The 20,234-nt window shown below is 61.1% G+C and carries 18 protein-coding genes; 6 read left to right on the forward strand and 12 right to left on the reverse strand.

Annotated features, from left to right (window positions below; all coding sequences use genetic code 11):
• Positions 1-2 precede the first annotated feature (2 nt).
• The 6 genes from RBB49_RS07855 (at position 3) to RBB49_RS07880 (ending at position 6,268) form a co-directional block, all read left to right on the forward strand.
• Positions 3-458, forward strand: coding sequence for a pyridoxamine 5'-phosphate oxidase family protein (locus RBB49_RS07855; RefSeq protein WP_306142162.1), 456 nt, complete (start codon positions 3-5; stop codon positions 456-458).
• Positions 455-742, forward strand: a complete 288-nt coding sequence (locus tag RBB49_RS07860) for a sarcosine oxidase subunit delta (RefSeq protein WP_306142163.1) — start codon at positions 455-457, stop codon at positions 740-742. Before RBB49_RS07855 ends, RBB49_RS07860 begins: the two co-directional genes overlap by 4 nt.
• Positions 739-3,696 (forward strand): sarcosine oxidase subunit alpha family protein, encoded by a 2,958-nt coding sequence (locus RBB49_RS07865; RefSeq protein ID WP_306142164.1) that lies wholly within the window; start codon positions 739-741, stop codon positions 3,694-3,696. The genes RBB49_RS07860 and RBB49_RS07865 overlap by 4 nt, the downstream gene beginning before the upstream one ends.
• Entirely contained in the window at positions 3,689-4,273 is a 585-nt protein-coding gene (locus RBB49_RS07870; protein WP_306142165.1) for a sarcosine oxidase subunit gamma, read from the forward strand. Before RBB49_RS07865 ends, RBB49_RS07870 begins: the two co-directional genes overlap by 8 nt.
• 235 nt (positions 4,274-4,508) lie before the next feature.
• A complete protein-coding gene (gene denD, locus RBB49_RS07875; RefSeq protein WP_306142166.1) occupies positions 4,509-5,495 on the forward strand; it encodes a D-erythronate dehydrogenase in 987 nt (328 codons plus the stop codon).
• Positions 5,492-6,268 (forward strand): SDR family oxidoreductase, encoded by a 777-nt coding sequence (locus tag RBB49_RS07880; RefSeq protein ID WP_306142167.1) that lies wholly within the window; start codon positions 5,492-5,494, stop codon positions 6,266-6,268. The genes denD and RBB49_RS07880 overlap by 4 nt, the downstream gene beginning before the upstream one ends.
• Positions 6,269-6,307: 39 nt before the next feature.
• Here RBB49_RS07880 and RBB49_RS07885 read toward each other — a convergent pair whose 3' ends face one another.
• The 12 genes from RBB49_RS07885 to RBB49_RS07940 form a co-directional block, all read right to left on the reverse strand.
• Positions 6,308-7,816 carry an aldehyde dehydrogenase (NADP(+)) gene (locus tag RBB49_RS07885; protein WP_306142168.1) on the reverse strand — a complete coding sequence of 503 codons (1,509 nt, stop codon included), beginning with the start codon at positions 7,814-7,816 and terminating at the stop codon, positions 6,308-6,310.
• Between the two features lie 12 nt (positions 7,817-7,828).
• Positions 7,829-8,983: a fumarylacetoacetate hydrolase family protein gene (locus RBB49_RS07890; protein ID WP_306142169.1), complete on the reverse strand. Its 1,155-nt coding sequence runs from the start codon at positions 8,981-8,983 to the stop codon at positions 7,829-7,831.
• The gene (locus tag RBB49_RS07895; RefSeq protein ID WP_306142170.1) at positions 8,980-9,816 is read right to left on the reverse strand and encodes an alpha/beta hydrolase; all 837 of its coding nucleotides are present in this window, start codon (positions 9,814-9,816) and stop codon (positions 8,980-8,982) included. The genes RBB49_RS07890 and RBB49_RS07895 overlap by 4 nt, the downstream gene beginning before the upstream one ends.
• Complete coding sequence (locus RBB49_RS07900; RefSeq protein ID WP_306142171.1) at positions 9,813-10,451, reverse strand: hypothetical protein; 639 nt, start codon at positions 10,449-10,451, stop codon at positions 9,813-9,815. Before RBB49_RS07900 ends, RBB49_RS07895 begins: the two co-directional genes overlap by 4 nt.
• Positions 10,444-11,805 (reverse strand): substrate-binding domain-containing protein, encoded by a 1,362-nt coding sequence (locus tag RBB49_RS07905; RefSeq protein WP_306142172.1) that lies wholly within the window; start codon positions 11,803-11,805, stop codon positions 10,444-10,446. The genes RBB49_RS07900 and RBB49_RS07905 overlap by 8 nt, the downstream gene beginning before the upstream one ends.
• Before the next feature lie 21 nt (positions 11,806-11,826).
• A complete protein-coding gene (locus RBB49_RS07910; protein WP_306142173.1) occupies positions 11,827-12,786 on the reverse strand; it encodes an ABC transporter permease in 960 nt (319 codons plus the stop codon).
• The gene (locus tag RBB49_RS07915; RefSeq protein ID WP_306142174.1) at positions 12,783-13,727 is read right to left on the reverse strand and encodes an ABC transporter permease; all 945 of its coding nucleotides are present in this window, start codon (positions 13,725-13,727) and stop codon (positions 12,783-12,785) included. The genes RBB49_RS07910 and RBB49_RS07915 overlap by 4 nt, the downstream gene beginning before the upstream one ends.
• Complete coding sequence (locus RBB49_RS07920; protein WP_306142175.1) at positions 13,720-15,243, reverse strand: sugar ABC transporter ATP-binding protein; 1,524 nt, start codon at positions 15,241-15,243, stop codon at positions 13,720-13,722. The genes RBB49_RS07915 and RBB49_RS07920 overlap by 8 nt, the downstream gene beginning before the upstream one ends.
• Positions 15,244-15,334: 91 nt before the next feature.
• Positions 15,335-16,462: a substrate-binding domain-containing protein gene (locus RBB49_RS07925; RefSeq protein WP_306142176.1), complete on the reverse strand. Its 1,128-nt coding sequence runs from the start codon at positions 16,460-16,462 to the stop codon at positions 15,335-15,337.
• 48 nt (positions 16,463-16,510) lie between these two features.
• The gene (locus RBB49_RS07930; protein WP_306142177.1) at positions 16,511-17,797 is read right to left on the reverse strand and encodes an amidohydrolase family protein; all 1,287 of its coding nucleotides are present in this window, start codon (positions 17,795-17,797) and stop codon (positions 16,511-16,513) included.
• A 289-nt stretch (positions 17,798-18,086) separates the two neighbouring features.
• Complete coding sequence (locus tag RBB49_RS07935; protein WP_306142179.1) at positions 18,087-18,305, reverse strand: hypothetical protein; 219 nt, start codon at positions 18,303-18,305, stop codon at positions 18,087-18,089.
• A gap of 52 nt (positions 18,306-18,357) precedes the next feature.
• On the reverse strand, positions 18,358-19,827 hold the full coding sequence (locus tag RBB49_RS07940; RefSeq protein ID WP_306142181.1) for a type II and III secretion system protein family protein: 1,470 nt from the start codon (positions 19,825-19,827) through the stop codon (positions 18,358-18,360).
• Positions 19,828-20,234 lie beyond the last annotated feature (407 nt).

A 20,234-nucleotide genomic window follows, 5' to 3' on the forward strand; every position in this document is an offset into this window, starting at 1 on the left:
ACGTGATCACGGAAACCGCACGCGTGTTGATCGAAACCTGGCGTCTGGGGTTTGTCGCCACCGCCGATGCCGGCGGACAGGTGAACCTGTCACCGAAGGGCACGTTCATTGTGGTCGATGAAGAAACGCTCGCCTTTGCCGAAATGCGGTCTCCGAACACGGTGCGCAACATTCAGGTCCGGCCCGAAGTCGAAATCAACTTCGTCGACATCCTGTCGCGGAAAGGCGTTCGCCTGCGCGGAAAGGCGCGCCTGGAAAACCGGGGATCAGCGACCTTCGATCGTTTGCTTCCGGATTTCGCGGCGCTCTGGCCGGATCTGACCGAAATGTTCAACGCCGCCGTTGTGATCGAAATCTCCGCCTGCAAGCCGCTTATGTCGCCGGTTTATGAACAAGGCGCTTCAGAAGCAGAACTGAGAGCTCTGTGGAAGCAGAAAATTCAGGACCTTCCCGCATGATCATTCCCCATCCGCTTCTTGGCCCGAGAGACGCAGAGGAATTCGTCTATCTCGGAGATGCCTCGCTTCTGGACCGGCCGGACTGGCAGGAGGAAAACGCGGACGCCGCCTTCTTCACCTATCAGTATCTGCGCGACAATCCCGCCGGAACACATCGTGAGCTCTGGTTCCACGAACAGGGCGACCGATCCTGGCTTGTCGTTACGCGGGACACCACGACACATGACATTCTGACTGTCGAATTCGCCAGCGACGTTGCATTGGCAAAGGCAGGCAGCCGATGAGCCAGATTAATCGCCTTGAAAACGGAAAGCTGGACCGGTCGGCAACACTTTCCTTCCGGTTTGACGGCCGGACATATACCGGCTTCAAGGGCGACACCCTCGCCTCGGCCTTGCTGGCAAACAATGTCAAACTCGTCGGCAGAAGCTTCAAGTATCACCGCCCGCGCGGCATTCTGGCCAGCGGATCGGAGGAACCCAACGCGATCGTGGAGCTTCGCGAGGGTGCTCGCCGGGAACCCAACACACGGGCAACGACCGCTGAGCTGTATGAGGGCCTCGTCGCGAAGAGCCAGAACAGGTGGCCCTCGCTCGCTTTCGATGTGATGGGCATCAACGATCTTTTCTCAAGCTTTCTGACGGCGGGCTTTTACTACAAGACCTTCATGTGGCCGAAGGCGTTCTGGGAAAAGCTGTATGAACCGGTCATCCGGCGCGCCGCCGGCCTTGGCGCTGCCAGTGGTGAGGCGGACCCGGACAATTACGACAAGGGCGCTCTGCACTGTGACCTTCTGATTGTCGGGGCGGGACCTGCCGGCCTGGCCGCCGCCCTGACAGCAGGGCGCTCCGGGGCGCGCGTGATACTCGCGGACGAGGACTTCGAATTTGGCGGCCGTCTGAACGCCGAAACCTTTGAACTCGGCGGGCAGTCTTCATCCGGATGGCTGAAGGCAGCACTGGCGGAACTGCAGGGCCTCCAGAACGTCCGCCTGATGAAACGGACCACCGTTTACGGCGCATTCGATCACGGCATTTCCGGCGCTCTGGAGCGGGTCGGCGATCATCTGGCCAATCCGGACGCGGCTCTTCCCCGGCAGATCCTCTGGCGGATCTATGCGAGGCAGATAGTTCTTTGCGCGGGCGCGACCGAGCGCCCGATCGCGTTTGAAAACAACGACCGGCCCGGCATCATGCTCGCCGGGGCCATCAGGGCCTATGCCAACCGATGGGCGGTTGCCGCAGACCCGCGAACCGCGATTTTCACCAACAATGACGACGGTCACCGGACGGCGCTCGATCTGATCTCAAAAGGCCTCGACGTTGCCGCCGTCGTCGATATCCGGCCCGACGCGCCGAAGTTCGGCGACTATGAAGTGCTGGCCGGGGCGAAAGTGATCGACACCTCGGGGCGGCGCGCCTTGTCCGATATCACCATCCGCCTTGCGGACGGAACCGCACGGACGCTCGCCTGCGGGGCTCTTGGCGTCTCGGGCGGCTGGAACCCGAACGTTTCCCTGACGTCGCACAAACGCGGCCGCCCGGTCTGGAACCCGGATATTGCAGCATTCGCCCCCCCGGAAACGCTCCCTGGCGGAATGCAGGTCGCAGGCGCTGCCAATGCCGCGTTCACAACCGCAAGCGCCTTTCGCGAGGGCGCGGAGGCATCCGCCAAGGCGCTCAGCGAACTGGGACTCAAAACCGCCGGCTTGGACATCCCCGAATGCGCGGACGACGCGGTCTCCGTCTCCCCTTTCTGGCACACCGGGGAAGGCAAGGGGCGGGCCTGGATCGATTTTCAGAACGACGTGACGGTCAAGGACATCCGCCTGTCTCATCAGGAGGGCTTCCGGTCGGTTGAGCACCTGAAACGCTACACCACGCTCGGTATGGCGACCGATCAGGGCAAGACGGCGAATGTCGCCGGCCTTGCTCTCATGGCCGAACTGACCGGCAAGACCATTGAGGAAACCGGCACGACCATCTTCCGCCCGCCTTATACGCCCGTCGCCATCGGTGCTCTGGCGGGCCGCTCCAGAGGAAAAGACTTCCGGCCGGTGCGCACCACACCAAGTCACGGCTGGGCGACTGAACAGGGAGCTGTCTTCACGGAAGCGGGCCTGTGGCTTCGGGCGCAATGGTTTCCGCGTGAGGGCGAAACCCACTGGCGCGAAAGCGTTGACCGGGAAGTGCTGGCGGTGCGCGGGTCTGTCGGCGTCTGCGATGTCACAACGCTGGGCAAGGTGGATGTTCAGGGCCGCGATGCGGCCACCTTCCTGAACAAGGTCTATTGCAACGGTTTCGCAAAACTGCCGGTCGGCAAGGTGCGCTACGGGCTGATGTTGCGCGAGGACGGTCTCGCGATGGACGACGGCACGGCGGCGCGTCTCGCCGAGGATCATTTCGTCGTCACCACGACGACAGCGAACGCGGTCAGCGTCTACCGACACATGGAATTTGTGCGGCAGTGCCTGTGCCCGCAACTTGATGTCCAGTTGATCTCCACCACAGAGGCCTGGGCCCAATATGCCGTCGCCGGCCCGAATTCCCGGAACCTGCTTGCCAGGATTGTCGATACTGATTTCGACATTTCCAACGAGGCCTTTCCGTTCATGGCCTGCGCGGAACTCACAATCTGCGGTGGCGTGCGGGCGCGCCTGTTCCGGATCTCTTTTTCCGGCGAACTGGCCTATGAAATTGCCGTGCCCGCCCGCTACGGCGACAGCCTCATGCGGGTTCTTATGGAAGCCGGCGAAGAGTTCGACGTCACTCCCTACGGCACCGAGGCTCTCGGCGTGTTGCGGATCGAAAAGGGTCACGCAACGGCCAATGAACTCAACGGTCAGACTGCGGCTGCACATCTTGGGCTGGGCCGCATGGTGTCGCAGAAAAAGGACAGCATCGGTACTGTCCTTTCAAGGCGCGATGGCCTGTCCGCGGAAACCGGCCTGCGCCTTGTAGGTCTGATCGCGCCCGACCGAGAGACGGCAATTCCGGCCGGGGCGCATCTTTTCAACGAGGGCGAACAGCACCTTCCTGGCACCGATCAGGGTTGGGTGACTTCGGCCTGTTACTCGCCGCATGTCGAAAAACCGATTGCGCTTGCATTCCTCGAACGAGGCGACGCGCGCCATGGTGAAGACATCGTCGTCGCGAATCCGATTGAAGGCCAGACAGCCAGGGCCCGGGTCGTAAGCCCGCACTTTATCGATCCGGAAGGAGAACGTCTGCGTGCCTGACTATCGCCTGACCCAATCCGTGCCCGGCGCTGAAACCGGCGAGACCGGCTTCGCCCTCAAGAACTTCAGGCTGGACGTGGTTCCCGGCCTGGCCCTGGCATCCGTTGCCGCGAGAACCGGCAGGGAAGACGACGTTGCCGCGCGCCTTTCAGATGTCCTGGAAGCAGATCTGCCGCTTGCGGGCGCGTTGTGCCAGGGGCCTGAACATACCGCCTTCTGGACCGGAAGCGACCAGTGGATGATCGTTGCCGATCACGAATCCCATGAGCATCTTGCAGCGGAACTGAAATCGGTGCTTGGCGACAGTGCATCGGTGAGCGAACAGAATGACGGCTGGATCTGTCTGGACGTGACCGGCCCGGATCTTCCCCGTGTCTTTGAACGGCTGATACACGCGGACACCGCCGCGCTCAAAACGGGGGCCGCGCTCAGAACCGTCATCGAACATATCGGCTGTTTCATTCTTTGCCTGGAAACGGACCGGCGCTACCGGCTCCTTGCGGGGCGGTCCTATGGCAGGTCGCTGTTTCATGCCCTTAGCGAAGGGCTCCGCTCAACCGTTGCGCTGCAGGCCTGACCGAAATCTGACCCGATCAATAGCCATTGACGGCGCAGCGCGGCATGCACGGGGCCGGCCGCGCCCTTCATCGTTCATGTGTCCCGGGAACGGGTGCGCAGGGAATGTTGGAATTGACGGCGGTAACTTGATAAAAGCAGACAGCTTGTTTCACCGAGCGGTTTTCCCGAATAGGCAAATGATGTGCATTGCAGCCTGAACACTGCGACGCACCGATGGAGGAGCACTGAAGAAGATGCGTGTACTTGTGACCGGTGCAGCCGGCATGGTGGGCCGGAAACTTGTGTCCAGACTTGCCGAAAATCCGGACCTGTTCGGGGCAGAGATTGAGGGCCTGACGCTCGCCGATGTCGTTGAACCGCCGGTTCCCGCATCGCTCCAGGCTGTTACGGCAACGCGGACCGTGGACCTTTCCCGGCAGGAAGACGCTGTGTCGCTGATCAAGGGCAGGCCGGATCTCGTCTTCCACCTGGCCGCCATCGTTTCGGGCGAGGCGGAAGTTGAATTCGACAAGGGCTATGCCATCAACCTGGATGGTACGCGGTACCTGTTTGAAGCCATTCGCGCCGAAGGCGGCCGCGAGCCCTACTGTCCGCGTTTCGTCTTTGCCTCTTCGATTGCCGTCTTCGGCGAGCCGTTTCCGGAGAAGATCGGCGACGACTTTTTCACCACGCCGCTGACGAGCTACGGCACGCAAAAGGCGATCTGCGAACTGCTCCTGGCCGACTATTCCCGCAAGGGTTTCCTGGACGGGATCGGCATCCGCCTGCCGACGATCTGCATCCGGCCCGGAAAACCGAACAAGGCGGCTTCCGGCTTTTTCTCCAATATCCTGCGCGAGCCTCTTGTCGGCCAGGAAGCTGTTCTTCCCGTGGAAGAGGACGTCCGGCACTGGTTCGCCAGTCCGCGCGCCGCCGTCGGCTTTTGCGCGCACGCGGCCTCTCTTGACACTTCCGAGCTGGGCGCGCGGCGCAACCTGACCATGCCGGGCCTCTCGGCGCTTGTCGGCGAACAGATCGAGGCCCTGCGCCGTGTTGCCGGAGCGAAAGCCGCAGACCTCATCCGCAGGGAGCCAAATCCGGACATCAGGAAAATCGTCGCAGGCTGGCCAAGAAACTTCGATGCCAGCCGGGCGGCAGGCCTCGGCTTCGTCGCCGAAACGAATTTCGACGACATCATCAGAATTCACATTGAAGACGAATTGGAAGGCGTAACCCCATGACCGATACTTCAACGCGCACCGTCGGCAGGATCGCCCTTGTAACGGGCGGCGGCACCGGCGTCGGCAAGGCTGTCGCAAAGGGTCTCAGCGCCGCAGACTGGCACGTTGTCATCACCGGCCGGCGCGATCAGGTTCTCGCCGCAGCGGCGGAAGAGCTGGAGCGCGAGACCGGAAACAAGGTGTCCTGGATGACATGCGATGTCGGCGATCCCGGATCGGTCAGTGCTCTGTTTGAGAAGCTCCGCGCCGAATTCGGGCGGCTGGATCTTCTCGTCAACAATGCAGGCATTGGAAATTCCCCCGTTCCGCTGGAAGAAATCAGCTTCGAGGAATGGAGCAACGTCGTCGCGGCAAACCTGACAGGCGCATTCCTGTGCACGCAACAGGCGTTCAGGCTGATGAAGGCGCAGGACCCGCGCGGCGGACGCATCATCAACAACGGCTCGATTTCAGCGACAACGCCCCGGCCGAATTCAGCGCCTTACACCTCGACAAAACACGCCATTACCGGATTGACCAAGTCGACATCGCTCGACGGGCGGGCGTTCGACATCGCCTGTGGCCAGATCGATATCGGCAACGCGGCCAGTGACATGACCGCGAAAATGAGCGGCGGCGTCCCCCAGGCAAACGGTGAACTGGCACCGGAACCGACCATGGACCCGGCACACGTCGCCGATGCAGTGGTCTACATGGCCAGCCTGCCGCTCGACGCCAATGTGCTCACCCTGACGGTGATGGCGACGAACATGCCCTTTGTGGGGCGGGGGTAAACAAAAAGGCCGCCGGAACAGATCCGGCGGCGATTGACATCAGCTCTTGGCCGCATCCGGCAGCAAGTCAGCCGGAAGGTTCTGATAGCACACCGGCCGCAGCCAGCGGCGGATCGCCATGGTGCCGACGGAAGTCGCACCGAAGTTGGTCGACGCCGGATAAGGGCCGCCGTGAACCATGGCTTCGGCAACCTCGACACCCGTCGGAAAGCCGTTCGCCAGGATGCGGCCTGCACGGCGTTCCAGGATCGGCATGAGCGATTTTGCCAGCGCCGCATCGCTTTCTTCCATTTGCAGAGTGGCTGTCAGCTGGCCCTCGAAACTGCGTGCGACAGACCGCATTTCCGCGTCATCGGCAACGGTGACGATCACACCGGCAGGTCCGAACACTTCTTCCTGAAGGTCGCGGTTTCCGACAAAGGTTTCTGCACTGGCGCGATAGACGGCAGGCGTTGCTCCCCGGTTGTCGCTGACGGAACTCAGCAGCGTTTCGACACCGGCAACGGCACCAATGCGGCCCTGCCCGTCACGGCAGGCGCCCGCGATCCCGTCGGTCAGCATCGTCTGCGCACCAACGGCCTCAAGCGCCTTGACGGCGCTGCCTGCAAAATTGTCGGCCTGCTCTCCGGCATGAACGACAACAATGCCCGGATTGGTGCAGAACTGACCAACCCCCATTGTGAGAGAACCGGCCCAGCCTTCTCCGATCGCCTCTGCGCGCGCCGCCATGGCCCCCGGCAGAAGGAACACCGGATTGACGCTGCCGAGTTCGCCGAAAAACGGAATCGGTTCCGGCCGGGCGGCGCAGAGATCGAAAAGTGCGCGTCCGCCCCTGAGTGAACCGGTAAAGCCGACCGCCTTGATGAGCGGATGCTGGACGACGCCCTGTCCAAGGGCGAGTGTCGTTCCCTGCAGGAAGCCGAAGGTTCCGGACGGGAGACCGCATGCTTTCACCGCGGCGTCGATGGCCTGGGCAACCAGCTCACCCGTACCGGGGTGGGCCGGGTGTCCCTTGACGACGATCGGACAGCCTGCCGCGAAGGCCGATGCCGTATCACCGCCTGCCGTTGAGAACGCCAGGGGAAAGTTGGATGCGCCGAAAACGGCGACCGGACCGATCGGCCGCTGCACCAGGAAAAGCTCCGGACGTGGCAGGGGTGCACGGTCCGGCAGCGCACTGTCGTGACGCCGGTCCAGATAGTCGCCCTTCAGGATCGTTTCCGCGAACAGGCGCAGCTGCCCGGTCGTGCGGCCGCGCTCTCCTTCAAGACGGGCTGCGGGCAGTGCGGTTTCCTGTCCGCCAATCTCGGTGAGTTCCGCCCCCCGCGCCTCGATTTCGTCCGCGATCTTGTTCAGAAAGGCAGCTCTTTCCTGATCGCTCGTGGTGCTGAAAACCCCGAATGCCTCATCCGCAGCGCGGCATGCGCGGTCAACGTCGTCAACGGACGCCTCGGAAAAACTGTTTGGAGCACCGTCAGCCGGCTGCGACTGAAACGTCGCTTCGCCTGAGACCCATTCCCCATTGATGAGATTCTTGCCCGTTAGCATCCCGCTTGTTCCTTAGATTAGATTGCGTTTTGACAGATTGCGCATGAGTGCGCTTGTCCCGAACGTCCATTCCGGGCACTCGGTCGAGAGCCGGACGGTGTTGCGCAACGTACCGAGTTGCGCGCATGAAATGCTGACGATATCGCCGAGCTTGTGCGTGAAGCCTTCACCGGGAGCGTCACGATCCTCGGTCGGTGCGAACAGCGTCCCCAGAAACAGCATGAAGCCGTCGGGATACTGATGGTGCCGTCCACGCGTCTGACCGACAAGGTCCAGGGGATCCCGGCTAATCTCCGTCATGGTGGAGTGACCGGACAATTCGAACCCGTCGGTCCCCGACACGGTCAGGTCCAGTTCAAGCCGGCGCACATCGTCAATCGAGAAGGAAGTGTCGAAAAGCCTGATCGCGGGACCGATCGACGTGGACGCATTGTTGTCCTTGGCCTTGCCCAGCAAGAGCGCGGACCGGCCCTCCACGTCCCGAAGATTGACATCATTTCCAAGCGTCGCCCCCTTGACCGTCCCGGAACTGTCGACGGCGAGCACAACTTCCGGCTCCGGATTGTTCCAGCTGGACACCGGATGCAGTCCGACCGAAGCGCCGTAACCGACGGCGGAAGTGGGCTGTGACTTCGTGAAAACCTCCGCATCCGGTCCGATTCCGACTTCCAGATACTGCGACCAGACATCCTCGGCGATCAGGGCGTCCTTGAGCTGAGCCGCTTTCTCCGACCCGGGCGTGACGGATCTGAGGCTGTCGCCGATGATGGCCGAACAGCGTTCGCGGATCTTCTCGGCCTTTGCCGGATCGCCCTTCGCCTGCTCCTCGATCACGCGCTCGAGCATCGAAAATGCGAAAGTGACACCACAGGCCTTGATCGCCTGAAGGTCTGCAGGCGCAAGCAGCCAGGGCCGCGCCGGATTGGGGCTCTCAATCGAATTGGCGGCAATTTCGTCAACCGTGCCGATGGCGACGCCATCGGCATCCGCGGCCCATCCCGCAGGATCCTCAAGCTCAAGCAGGTCGCGCATGGTCGGCACGGCTGCGCAGGTAATGTCGATCAGGGTGTCGCCGCGCAAGACGCAAAGACTGGGACCGGACAGGTCCGGCCGCCAGACCCGGAATACGAAAATCCCGTCGCCCGGCAGGTTCAGTTGAGAGGTCATGATGATATCGTGTCCACTTCTGCAGGATGGCTGAAGCTGTTTAACCAGACGCCCAGCGCATCGATCAAGGGGCTTTTTTGCGAATTCAGATCGCTGAGGATGCTGAGATGGTGCGCACCGCGCACAACAAGATGTCCCGCGCCGGCGCTTTCAGCCATGGCCAGGGACTGCCGTTTGAACTCGTCTGTCTCATCGCCGCCGACAACGCACAGGAGGGGCGTGCCGGTCGACGCACCGATCAGGCTGTGCGACCGGATCTCCCCGTCGGTCAGCCCGATTTCGTCCTGCAGGAAAGACTTGGCGACGGGCGCAAGGTCATAGACCCCGCTGATGCCGACAACGCCAGCCAGCCGGTCGCTCAGTCCGGTCTTGAGCGCCGCGCTCACCGCCAGATGCGCGCCGGCGGAGTGGCCGATCAGCAGGAACCGGGTGTCATCGGAAAAGAGCGTTGCAAGCCGCCCGAGAGCGGCGACCGCGTCGCCGACAAGGTCATCCAGGCGGAATTCGGGCATCAGGCGATATTCGACATTCGCGCATCTGTTTCCGAGGCTGGACAGGCCGGTCAGCACGCAGCGATGATCTTCCGCGCACAGGCTGCGCCAGTAACCGCCGTGAAGGAAAACCGGCACAACGGCACTTTGAACCGGGCCGCACTCCGTCGTTTCAAGCCACTGTCTGTCATGCGTTCCATAGGCAACGCGTTCAAAGGAAAGCGACCGCTCGACGGTCCGGCTCGCACTGTCTCGCCACCGAAGCCAGTCATCGAAATCCTCCAGAACATCGGAGAACCGGAATTGCGGGTTCCACAAGCTGCGCTCGTTCATATCGTTCATTCAGGTTTCTCCGAGTGCGAACAAAGAAGATCCGCCGCCCTGACCAGCTCGGAACGCAGCTCGTTTCCTGCCTCCTCCCGGGTACCGGGCAACAGGACGCCCACGATGCAAAGCCGGTCTTGACGGTCCGAGACACTGGAGATCACGGCACGCTGCGCCGCCACGGCCTCGAACTGATGTGCAAGGGAAACTTCCGCAAGCCGGTCGGCATCAAAGGACGCTGGCGTCAGGAGACTGTAGTGCCGCTGCGGTGACACGAAGGTGATGCCCCGTCCGCTGGAAAACGGACCGATTGCGCATGCTCCATCGCTCAGAACCCCGAGGAAGGCGGTCAGCCGGGTCGATTGCCGCAGCTGAATGAGGACAGGCTCGGCAACAAGTGCGAACTCGCCGAACCCGAGCGCGGACAATCCGGCCGCCAGCGTCGAGGGACCGCGCAGATAAACGCCTTCGGTCGACCGGCTCAGGAGACCTTCGCTTTCGGCGATCGCAACGGCTCTGTACCCTGACGTCGTTGCCAGCCCCACCGCGCGCGCAAGCGGAAGTGGCCCGGAAACAATCTTCTCAAGCGGCTTTTCAACCAGCCCTTCAAAGGTGTCGATCGCCTTGTCATAAGGCGTCCCGGTCTTATCCATGTCGAGACCCCTGCTTGTTCTCACCGTCCGACCGCAATCCGCGCAGGCTCGGACCCTGGGACAGGATTGCCGTTCCGGGCAAATCCCAACCGACATGCCGTTCGGCCCAGGTATCGGCGCGCACGCTCGCGGTTTCCATACCACGCGGAAGAACGATGGGAACCGGCACTTCCACCCGTCTCGGTACGGATTTTCCCGAAAGGATATCCAGCGCGACCTCGACAACCCTCGCCCCCATCGCCGCCGGGTAGTCCAGCGCGACAAAGGGAACCTTGTGATAGAGGGCAAGCTTGTACATCTGGTTCAGATCGCCGCCGGTATGGGCCGGAACGGGAAGCTCGTTTTCGATAAAGAACTTCAATGATCCAACACCCTGGAGCCCGCTGTCGCACCAGATGCCGTCCGGAGCAGCACTCCCCTGGTCGAACAGGCGTTGAACGGCCTTGCGCCCGCCCTCTTCGGTCCAGTCGGTATAGGTGACCGCCTCGATCCGAATGCCCGGAAACTCGGAGAATCCGGAAAAGGCGGCGGACTGACGCCGCATCGCCGGACTGGCTCCCTCAAGGCCGGACAACATCCAGATCCGCCCGGCTCCTTTCAACCTTTCCGCCAGCCACAGGGCACTGATGCGCCCGATGCGACGGTCAGAGGCCGTCACGAAAGAAACCAGCGAAGACGGATCGCGCGGGCGGCGGTCAACGGCGACGACCGGAACACCGGAATCGGCGACATCCTTCAGCTTCCGATCCAGCAGAGGCGAATGGGCATTGGTCGTGCTGACAAGAAGCAGGTCAATTCCGCTTTCGACCAACTCGTCGATCTGGTCCACCTGTGTCCCGGCATCGTCGCCGGCCTCCCGCACAAGAAAAGCGTCGATCCGGTCCGCATGCAGCCGTTCCGCATAGCGCATGCTTTCAAACATTGCCCTGCGCCATTCATTGGAAAGCGATGCATTTGCAAAGCCGATGCGAAACGGAGCGGCCCTCTTGTAGGCATCCGTGGCCACTGTTTCGAACAGGCGGGCATCCCATTCGGAGATGGCGTGATGGAGATCGGCCGACGACCTGTCGAGTGGCAGCGCTGCGGTGCTGCGCGGCAGGGCCGTGTCGACAGCCTCGAGCGGCACAAAGGCAAGGCCGGCAGCCTTCGGGCCGAGCCTGAGCGAGCCGTGATCGACCCTCTCGAGCCAACCCCGGAGTGTCAGCGCTCGCAGAAGTCCGAACCCTGTCGACCGGCTCATGCCGACTTCCTGCAGGATCTCATGCGTTGGCCTTGGGTTGTTCCGGTGATCGAAACATCCCAGGATCCGCGCGATTCGGATGAGGTTGGATCTTGGAATTTCGCCGGTCGGCACGGTTGCGTCCTCAACCTCGTTTCAACGTCGTGACCGCCGCATGTAAACAGCCGCCGCCAGCAAGATCAAACTTCCCTTGATCACGAGCTGCAACTCGATCGACAGGCCAAGGATGACAACGATATTGAACAACGAGACAAGCACGAGCGTGGCCAGGAGCACACCCGGGACACTTCCCTTGCCGCCGCTGAGCGCTGCGCCACCGATCACGGCCGCCGCGATGCTGTCGAGTTCGTAGCCGCGCCCGGTCCAGTTGTCGACGATCCCGACATATCCGACCAGAACCAGACCGGCCAAACCCGCGAGAACACCCGACATCATGAAGGCACTGACGACGAGCAGCCGGGTCGGAGCCCCGGTCATGTAGGCCGCATCGGGATTGTCGCCATAGAGTTTCAGACGCCGGCCGTAAACCGTATGTTCGAGCAGCCAGTGCGCGGCAATGGCAACAAGGCCCAGCAGGATCAGCGCGACGGGAAGCCCGAACAGGTCACCGGTCGCAAGCCACCGGAACGTGTCCGGCAATGTGCCGCCCGGGGCTCCGCCCGTATAGGCAAACCGGATGCCTTGCAGCACGATCATCGTGGCAAGCGTTGCCAGAAAAGGTGTCACGCCGCGATAGGCCACAAGATACCCGTTGATGCCGCCAATAAGCGCACCGAGCAGGATGCCGACCGCAAAGATCACGACGGTGTTGTCGTTCAGTCCGATGGAAAGAACCGCCACCGTTGCCATGATGGAGGCGACCGACAGATCCAGCCCGCGCACGATGATGACAATCATCTGTCCGATCACGACAAATCCGAGCGGCGCGGCCTGAAGCAGTATATCGCTCAGGTTCGCCGGGCTCAGGAACCTTGGCGACAAGGCGGTTGTGATCGCCCAGATGACGACCAGGAACCCGGCGAGCAGAAGCAGCTCCCGGTTCTGCTGCGCCCGGACCGTGCCGCTGTTTTTTCCGAAAAGGGCGATCATGCTCATTTGCTCTTTCTCCCAACGAAGATGGAGACGGCGGCAATGATGATCAGACCCTCCGCGATCCACTGGTAGAAGCTGGAAACGTTCATGAAATTCAGAACATTGGCGAGCAGCGCCAGGACGATGACGGCAAGCAGCGTTCCAAGTACGCCGCCGCGGCCACCGGCCAGAAGCGTCCCGCCGACGATGACCGGCGTGATCGATTTCAGGTCGAAGCCGACACCGGCTCTCGGGTCTCCGACGCCGAAACGGCCGCAGATATAGATGGCCGTGACCGCCGCCAGAAATCCGGACAACGCATAGACAATCAGCTTGGTCGACTTGACCGGAACGCCGGAGATCGATGCCGCCTGTTCATTATCGCCGATGGCATAGATCCTGAGACCAAGCCGGGTTTTCCAGAGCAGGAACCCGGCCAGAAGATAGAGAAACAGCGTGAAGATCGTGCCGTAGGGGATCATGCCGATACGCCCGTAGACCAGGTCCTCGAAGAACAGGGGAACCGAGCCCGTCGGCTGGCGCGTGATCAGCAGAGCCAGGCCTGACAGGATGGTCGAGGTTCCCAGGGTCACGATCAGCGGATGAATGCCGACGAAGGTGACGATCCCGCCATTCACTGCGCCGATGAAGACCCCGAGGCTGAGAACAACAGCGATTGCCGCCGCGAAACTGGCAGGGTCTTCCCCCGCAATCGAGGCAAAAACAACCGTCAGCAGGCCGAGCGCTCCGGCATAGGACAGGTCGATCCCGCCGGACAGAATGACAACAGTCTGCGCGAGGGCGACCAGCGCCAGGGCGACCATCTGGTCCTGCACATTGGCGAAATTGAGTGGCGTGGCGAACCGGTCAGAGCTGTACATCCCGGCCAGGACGACAAGACCGATAAGAGCAAGCACGACCAGATGCACCGGCTGTGCACGCGTCATGCGCAATACATCATCCATTGGAGGCTACTCCGTGGTGGCTTGAGGTCTCGGCAGCCGCGACGCTCATGATCGCCTCTTCCGAAATCTCCTGGGACATCAATTCGGCGGCCAGCTCCCCGTCCCGCATGACGAAGACCCTGTCGCAAAGCCCGACGATCTCGATGAGTTCGGATGAGATGGCGAGGATCGCCATGCCTTCGTCGGCCAGGTGCCGGAGCATCTTGTAGATCTCCGACTTGGCACCGACATCGACACCGCGCGTCGGTTCATCGAGAATGAGCACCTTGGGCCGGTTTTCCAGGAGACGCGCGATCAGAACCTTCTGCTGATTGCCGCCCGAAAGCGCGGAAATCGGCAGACCGACATTGTCGACCACGACACCGAAGCGGTCTTTCATGACGCGCGCCCGGGCCTCTTCATGGCCGATGGCGACACGTGCCGGGTGAACCCCGTGTCCGGGCGTTGTCGCCGCAAAGTTGCGCGCGACGGAACTGTTGAGGAACAGACCGTCATCCTTCCGGCTTTCGGTAAGCATGAGAATGCCGGCGTCGATGCTGTTGGACGGGGAGCGATAGTCCAGCGGCTCGCCTTCGATCAGGACGGTCCCGCTTACCGCTTCCGCGCCATAGATGGCAAGTGCAAGCTCCGTCCGGCCGGACCCCACAAGGCCGGCCAGCCCCAGAATTTCGCCCGCTTTCACCTCGAAGCTGACCGGAGGCACGCCGTCGGCAACAACAAGGTCCCTGACCGCCAGCATGGGAATCCCTGCTTCGGCGCCATGCGGCTTTTCCGGAAAGAGATTGCCCAGTTCACGCCCGACCATCGCCGCAATGACCGTGTCATGCGAGTAGTCGGCAACCGGTCCCTGGGAGGTGACCACCCCGTCCTTGATCACCGTGATATCGGTGCAGATCTCGAAGATCTCGTCCAGACGGTGCGACACGTAGACAATGCCCAGGCCCCTTGCGCGCAACTCGTTGATGATTTTGAAGAGATGCCGGGTTTCGTTTTGCGACAAAACCGCCGTCGGCTCGTCCAGAATCAGGACCCTGGCATCTGATCGAAGCGCCTTTGCGATTTCGACCATCTGTTTGTCCGCGACACTCAATTCGTCGACGAGGGATCTGGCGGGCAAATGAATGCCGAGTTTGTCCAGCAGAGCCTCCGTTCGGGAAACCAGCGCTTTCCGGTCGATCAGGCCAAATCGGGTCAGCGGTTCGGCATCGAGAAAGATGTTTTCCGCGACGCTCAGCGCCCCGATCGTGGAGAACTCCTGGTGCACGACGGCAATTCCTGCGTCGAGGCTCGCCCTCGGGCTCGACCAGTCCTCCTGGTTTCCGTTGAATTCGACATGCCCGGATGTCGGATGATAAAGGCCCGTCAACAGCTTGATGAGGGTTGACTTTCCCGCGCCGTTCTCGCCGCAAAGCGCCACGGACGCGCCCGCGTGAACCTCGAATTCAATTCCTTTCAGAACGTCGTTCGGCCCGAACGACTTTGACAGCGCGCGCGCGGCCAGTACCGGCTCAGACATGGCTGGTTCTCCTCCCCGATCGTCCGTTTCCGGGCGGCCGAAGCCGCCCCGATTTCCGTTCCCGGGCGGCCTGGGCCGCCCGGTGCGGAGACTATTTCGGATAGGTTGCTGTGAAGGTTGCCGGGTCGTAGTCCGCGCCGACACCCGACGACATGATGACCGATCCCGGCTTGTCCATGAGCGCATAGTCGGCTGTGAAGACATCGGCCTTCACCGATGGAGTTTCGTGACCCTCCGAGACGACCACCTGCTGGTTCACCTCGATCCGGCGTGGAATGCCCTTGCCGTCAAGCACGTCGAACAGGACTTCGAACCCTTCTGCACCCATCGCAGGCGGGTAATCGATACCGATCATCGGGACGTCGTTCTGAACCGAAAGCTGATACATCGCGTTGAAATCGCCGCCGGTGTGCGGCGGGATCTTTCCGGCTTCGTATCCCGCTGCGAGGAACGCCTCGATGGAACCGGAACCCTGCAGCCCGCTGTCTGCCCACACGCCTGCAATCTCGTCACCGTATTTCTGGATCAGCGCCGACATGATGGTCTTGCCGTTTGCGGGCGACCAGGATGTGTACTGCGTTTCCAGAACCTCGATCCCGGGGAACTGGTTGAACACTTCCATCGCCGCCTTGATCCGGTTCTCGGCAGGCGAGGCACCGGCCAGCCCTCCAAGCATGACAACCTTGCCTTCACCGCCAAGCTTTTCCGCAAGCCACTGGGCGGAGATGCGACCCAGCGCCTGGTCCGATGCCGTAACGAAGGTGATGTAGTTTTCATCGGACGAGACCTGGCGGTCGACCAGAACCACCGGAATGCCCTGGCGCTTGGCCCGGCGCACCGCGGGGTCCAGCGCCTCGGCCGTCGCCGGGCTGATCAGCAGGATGTCGACGCCCTGGGCGATCAGATCCTGCACATCGGCTGCCTGTTTGGACGGATCGTCATTCGCATCCGTTATGATGAAACGCTCGATCTTGTCGGCGTGCCGCTCGGCAGCAGCTTCAATGCCGTGAAGCATGGCAACACGCCATGGATTTGAAATGGACGCATTGGAGAACCCGATGACATAGGGCCCTTCCTTCTTGAATTCCGCGGCATCGAAAATGTCCACGGACCCCGGGTTCCAAAGGAACGTTCTCGGGACGCCGTCATAATCGGCCAGTGCCGCACTTGCGGACAGGCAAAGGGATGCGGCCGCGGCCACAATCGTTCTGATACGCATTTTCTCCTCCGTAATAATGCGTTCGTGGATAAGGATTTTCTGGTGCTTTTATTCGGCTGCCTGGATCAGGCCCGGTGCGTTTTGATCGCTGCGGCGCGGATCTTTCCAGGCGACGCCGTCCTTCATGATCAGGGCCAGGTTGTCCTGCTTCTGAAGCAATGAAACGTCCTGCACCACGTCACCGCGCACAAGCAGCAGGTCCGCCAGATAGCCTTCCTTGACGAGGCCCAGTTCATCGCTTCTGCCCATGAGTTCGGCACCGACATGCGTGGCGCAGCGCAGCGCTTCGACAGGCGAATAGCCGAAATAACGGACGAAATGCTCGATATCGCGGGCGTTCTGCCCCATCGGAGTGACGGAAAATCCATAGTCACCACCGACGACAACGCGGACACCGCGCTTGCGTATTTCATGATAGGTCGCGCATGTTGCCTCGAACTTCCGGAAAAGCCCCATGCTTTCGGCGACTTCCCGGGTGAGACCCACAACATCGCCTTCACGCGTGCTGTTGTGAACCAGCCCGAATGCGGGACCGACAAAGATGCGGTCTTTAGCGCCTTCCAGCATGTCGAGCGCTTCCTCATCGGCAAAGTCGCAATGGTAGATGCAATCGACGCCGTGGCGCACCGCCATCTTCACGCTCTGGGACGATCTGGCATGGGCGGCCACCATCTTGTCAAAGGCATGGGCGACCTTCACGAACGCCGCCAGCTCCTCATCTTCGGTTGGTGTGATTTCAGCCCGGGCATGGCTGACGAACTCGTCACCGGAAATATTGATCTTCATGACGTCGACGCCGTCGCGCACGCATTCGCGGGCAACGCGCCGCATTTCGTCCGGGCCGTCCGCAACCAGGCCGAAACTTTCCTGATAGATGTGCCGTTTGCGCTCGTCACCGAGCCCGGCCGTTGTCGTCACCTCGGGGCTGCCGGCCATCATGCGCGGTCCGTCAATCAGGCCTTCGTTGATGGCATCCCTTGCCGTCACGCCCAGCATCGGTTTTGCAGAGGCCGCTTCGAATATGGATGTGAAACCGTGGCTCAGCAGCAGTCTCAGGTTCTGCGCCGTCAGCAGCATGTGCTTTTCAGGACAGAGTTGACCCAGCTCGGTCGGTTCGGAAATCCCGGTGAAGCTCGGGTGGCAATGGCCCTCGACCATGCCCGGCATGAGGGTCATGCCGCTCCCGTCGATGACATTATCCGAAAGGCCTGACGGCACCGCCGCGCCTTCAATGACCTTGTCTATTCGGTTTCCCTCGACCACGACGGTTCCCGGAAAAGCCGCGTCTGCGACACCGTTCCATATCATCGCATCCCGGATAACGGTTTGTGTCATTTGATCCTCCCAAGTCGCACCGGCAAAGTTCGGCTGCCCGGCGCGTTGTCGGGAGGATGTCAGACTTCAGGTGGACAACAAGACAGGTTGTCGCACCGATATTCCATATATTGGACTATTCTGAAATACGGATAAGTATTTTTACTTTTCGGCTCTGAGCGCGGCCTCGACATCGTTAGTTTCAACAGTATCGACGAGCGCCGGAATCGCAAAAGGAAGGCGAGACCGGAGGGCAAATCCTCCAGTTGCTCTATCACACAAGGCTGAAACCGGTGGAATTCGGTAAGGGTCAGGAACCGCCGCTGATCGCCGCTTCCGAACCGGCCCCGGTAACGACATCACTGTCGCCCGGCGTCAGGTAGCGGTCTTGCGCGTTGACGGCAGTCTGGCCGTCCGTCGGAAGGTTGGGGTTCCAGGCCTGTCTCGGAAAAGGCTGCACGGTGTGAATGCCGATATTGGCTTGCATGGCGCTGCCCGCACCGACCGTAACGGTGTCCCTGTGGCTCATGTAATCTGCACATCCGCCGAGGAATAGAAGTCCCGCGAGAACCGCAATTCGGTCAGTTCTTGGAATAAACATAGCCATCCTCGAGTTCCAGATCGACGATATGACCATATGGCCCGATGAGACCGTCGCCTTCCTTGTATTTGCGCAGCATGTCCTTGTTCACTTCCAGAAGTCCGAGCGCGAACATCTCCACGTCATTCGTGGGTCTCGTGTTGTCGAGCGGGGATGCCAGAGGTTCATTCGGGCGCGCGGGCCGGACCAGCCGGGGCGTGACGACGATGACGAGATCGGTCTCGCGCTTCTGGAAGCTGGTGGACCGGAAGAGCACGCCAAGAACAGGCACCTGACCCAGCCATGGCAACTGGCTGATGTCCCGCGTGTCGACATTTTCAAGAAGACCCGCGATGGAAAAGCTTTGCCCGTCCTTCAGTTCGATCACGGCTTCGGCGCGCCGCGAGGTAAAACCGGGATTGCCGTTCACGTTGATCGAATTGTCGATGTCGCTGACCTCGGTCATGACGCGCAGGTTGATCCGGCTTGCGTCGAGAACCGTCGGCACAAATTCAAGACGGACCCCGAACGGCCGGTAATCGGTCGAGGAGGCAACACCGCCCGCATTCGAGACCGCTGTCTGGATCGGCACCTCCCCACCGACATGAAAGCGCGCGGTTTCCCCGCTGATCGTGGTGAGATTGGGCTGCGCCAGCCGGCGCACGAGACCCTTGCCTTCCAGCGCATCGATAATGGTGTCGATCCGGATTCCCGCCGTTTCCAGGACCTTGCCGATCAGCGTGCCGAAAGGAAGGGCGCCCTGCTGCGCGACACTTGCACCTGTTCCCAGAAGCGCGACCAGACCGCCATCTTCGTTGGTTCCGACCTGAACGCGCGATCCGCTCGTGCTCACATTACCGTTGTCCGAACGGCCAACCCAGTTCACACCCAGGTCCCGTCCGATCGAGCGGCTCGCCTCGAGCACCCGAACTTCCAGCGCGACCTGCTGCGGACTGCGGACACTGAGCGCATTGATGACGGGAGCTTCCGAGAACTGCTGGGCAACCTCGAGCACCTTTGTCAGCTCCACGGCGTTGTTCACCGAACCGCTCAGCCGGATCTTGTTGCCCACGTTGGAGACCGAAACAAGAGACGTTGGCGCAACGGCCCGGATTGCGCGGACAACATCGTCGAAATTCAGCTGAACCCTCACCTCGATGACGCCGAGCAGCGTTTTCGATGCGTCATAGATCGAAATGTTGGTCAGTCCGGGCGCTTTTCCCTGAATATAAAGAACCTGTTCAGAAAGCGGGACGATATCGGCTGTCTCGGGGTTTCCGACGACGAGATCGGAAAACTTGCGATTGGTCCTGACGGTTCGCGTTGTTCCGGGCTGCATCGTGACCCTGGAGACGCTGCCGCCGTTGACCACCAGCGTCATCTCGTCGACTTGCGCAACGGCCGCACCGGGAGCGGCAAGACTCACGCCGATCATGGTGATCATTATTGTCAAAAGGGACGATATCTTCACGTCAGGTCTCGACTTCAGAATTCGCAGTTTTAAAAACGGCCGGCGTGAATTTTGTTCTCGCATCCTAGCAAAAGTACCTAAGATATTGAAAGAATCCCCGCCGCGTGACAATCAATACTAAGTCGCTGACGATTAACGGCTCGTGAAAAAAAACTTAAAACTGAAAATGTTCGAAACGAAACTTTGTTAACGCAGGTTTCGGCGCTGGCTTTAACTTACAGATCGAGTATTTGAACTGATGAATTCAACCGTAATACACCTAAAAATTGAAGTGCAAATTGTATCCGGCGACAATTAGGGCCTGAAAGGGCGTGATACGACCGCAATGGCAAAAGGTGGCGACGCGATGAAATGTCGGATTCTTGGCACGCAACGGGACTTTGGCACGTCGTCAGCACAACAACGAA

The sequence above is a fragment of the Roseibium sp. MMSF_3412 genome, from assembly GCF_030733265.1.
GTDB lineage: Bacteria > Pseudomonadota > Alphaproteobacteria > Rhizobiales > Stappiaceae > Roseibium.

Bases quoted from the DNA above. Each gene is read 5' to 3' on its own strand.
- RBB49_RS07900 (WP_306142171.1), bottom strand. From the start codon at position 10,451: ATGGATAAGACCGGGACGCCTTATGACAAGGCGATCGACACCTTTGAA.
- RBB49_RS07910 (WP_306142173.1), bottom strand. From the start codon at position 12,786: ATGAGCATGATCGCCCTTTTCGGAAAAAACAGCGGCACGGTCCGGGCG.
- RBB49_RS07865 (WP_306142164.1), top strand. From the start codon at position 739: ATGAGCCAGATTAATCGCCTTGAAAACGGAAAGCTGGACCGGTCGGCA.
- RBB49_RS07935 (WP_306142179.1), bottom strand. From the start codon at position 18,305: ATGAGCCACAGGGACACCGTTACGGTCGGTGCGGGCAGCGCCATGCAA.
- RBB49_RS07885 (WP_306142168.1), bottom strand. From the start codon at position 7,816: ATGCTAACGGGCAAGAATCTCATCAATGGGGAATGGGTCTCAGGCGAA.
- RBB49_RS07925 (WP_306142176.1), bottom strand. From the start codon at position 16,462: ATGCGTATCAGAACGATTGTGGCCGCGGCCGCATCCCTTTGCCTGTCC.
- RBB49_RS07890 (WP_306142169.1), bottom strand. From the start codon at position 8,983: ATGACCTCTCAACTGAACCTGCCGGGCGACGGGATTTTCGTATTCCGG.
- RBB49_RS07895 (WP_306142170.1), bottom strand. From the start codon at position 9,816: ATGAACGATATGAACGAGCGCAGCTTGTGGAACCCGCAATTCCGGTTC.
- RBB49_RS07860 (WP_306142163.1), top strand. From the start codon at position 455: ATGATCATTCCCCATCCGCTTCTTGGCCCGAGAGACGCAGAGGAATTC.
- RBB49_RS07915 (WP_306142174.1), bottom strand. From the start codon at position 13,727: ATGGATGATGTATTGCGCATGACGCGTGCACAGCCGGTGCATCTGGTC.
- RBB49_RS07930 (WP_306142177.1), bottom strand. From the start codon at position 17,797: ATGACACAAACCGTTATCCGGGATGCGATGATATGGAACGGTGTCGCA.
- denD (WP_306142166.1), top strand. From the start codon at position 4,509: ATGCGTGTACTTGTGACCGGTGCAGCCGGCATGGTGGGCCGGAAACTT.
- RBB49_RS07880 (WP_306142167.1), top strand. From the start codon at position 5,492: ATGACCGATACTTCAACGCGCACCGTCGGCAGGATCGCCCTTGTAACG.
- RBB49_RS07920 (WP_306142175.1), bottom strand. From the start codon at position 15,243: ATGTCTGAGCCGGTACTGGCCGCGCGCGCGCTGTCAAAGTCGTTCGGG.